2 protein-coding genes are annotated in these 1,356 nt (G+C 64.2%); both read right to left on the bottom strand.

Annotated elements, in window-relative coordinates; translation table 11 throughout:
* Nucleotides 1–185: 185 nt before the first annotated feature.
* Nucleotides 186–821 carry a 5'-methylthioadenosine/S-adenosylhomocysteine nucleosidase gene (locus ACXJ7R_RS32870; RefSeq protein ID WP_457155433.1) on the bottom strand — a complete coding sequence of 212 codons (636 nt, stop codon included), beginning with the start codon at nucleotides 819–821 and terminating at the stop codon, nucleotides 186–188.
* Nucleotides 822–825: 4 nt separating this feature from the next.
* Nucleotides 826–1,284 carry a PaaI family thioesterase gene (locus tag ACXJ7R_RS32865; RefSeq protein ID WP_095088397.1) on the bottom strand — a complete coding sequence of 153 codons (459 nt, stop codon included), beginning with the start codon at nucleotides 1,282–1,284 and terminating at the stop codon, nucleotides 826–828.
* Nucleotides 1,285–1,356: the final 72 nt, after the last annotated feature.

Genomic DNA, 1,356 nt, shown 5'->3' with positions numbered 1-1,356 from the left:
GGATCTGGATGCTGCTCGACCACGGCTACAAGGTCGAATGGAAAGATGGCCCCACCGGCTCCTGGAAACTCGATCATACGCCAGGAGCGATCGACTATGTCGATGCGAGCGGCGCCGTGCGCGGGCGCATTTCGCGCATCGATTTCGGCGATCCGGAGAGCCTGGCGGCTTGATGCTATTTCCGGTCAGGCGCTCAGCAAGCCATCGCCGATCGCCTGTTCCAGCCGCCCGACCGCTGCGGCCAGTTTCTCGTCGATGACGTGTAGATATTCGGTCCAGTCGCCGACGTGCCGCAGATCCGCCGCGCCGTCGGAAATGCCGCGCAGCCCGATCAGCGGGATGTCGAACAGCTGGCAGGCGCGCAGGCAAGCGAAAGTCTCCATGTCGACCATGTCGGCGGCAATTGCGTCATAGGCGGCGCCGGTGACGATCGCGCCACCGGTGGACAGCGTTGCCTCCCTCAGGTCGGGTATCCTGAACGGCAGCGGCACGGTCACCGGCAGGTCAAGGAAAGGCGTCGCGCCCTGTTCGAAGCCGAGCGGCGAGGCGTCGATGTCGCGGTAGCTAACCGACACGGCCTGGTAGATTTCCGTCTGCTCCAGCGTCCGGCTGCCGGCCGAGCCGAGCGATACGACGAGGTCCGGCAGGGTCTTCCGAGACTTCAGCAAGGAGAGTTCGGCGCCCAGCCTGACGCCGGCCTCGACCGGTCCAACGCCGGTCATCAGCGGCGTGAACAGCCGCTTGAGGTGCGGGCCATACTCGGCCTCGGCAGCCATCACGAAGAGGACGCCCTTGCCGCCAAGCCGCACAATCTTGCCCATCGGATCAGCCTTCGATGCCATCACGCCCGACCACCGTCATCATCGTTCCGGTCATGGTGGCGATCAGCTTGGCCTCGCCGTCGGCGGCAAAGGCATAGGCCTGGCCGTCGGCGACGATGATGGTGCGGCCGGGTTTTGTCACCGAACCGCGGAACAGGAAGCGTTCGCCCCTGCCCGGCGCCAGCAAATTGACCTTGAATTCGATGGTCAGCACGCCGGAGTTTTCCGGCATCAGCGAGAACGCGGCATAGCCACAGGCCGAGTCCAGCGCTGTCGAAATGACGCCGGCATGCAGGAAACCGTGCTGCTGGGTCAGTGCCGCCGAATAAGGCATCTCGATCTCGATGATGCCCGGCGTCACCAGCGTCAGTTCGGCGCCGATCGTGGCCATGGCCTGCTGGCGCGCGAAGGAGGTTCTGACGCGATCCTCATAGTCCGGGGCGGGTACGATCTTTGCTGCCATGGCCGCTGCCTTTCTTTATGCGGATAAGCTTATTGCAGAGGCATGGGCGGCAGGCAAATGCTTTTGCTGCAC

The sequence above is a fragment of the Mesorhizobium sp. P5_C1 genome, from assembly GCF_054049815.1.
Note: the sequence above shows the minus strand (reverse complement) of the source record. Positions and strands in the feature narration are given on the sequence as shown.

Bases quoted from the DNA above. Each gene is read 5' to 3' on its own strand.
- ACXJ7R_RS32870 (WP_457155433.1), bottom strand. From the start codon at position 821: ATGGGCAAGATTGTGCGGCTTGGCGGCAAGGGCGTCCTCTTCGTGATG.
- ACXJ7R_RS32865 (WP_095088397.1), bottom strand. From the start codon at position 1,284: ATGGCAGCAAAGATCGTACCCGCCCCGGACTATGAGGATCGCGTCAGA.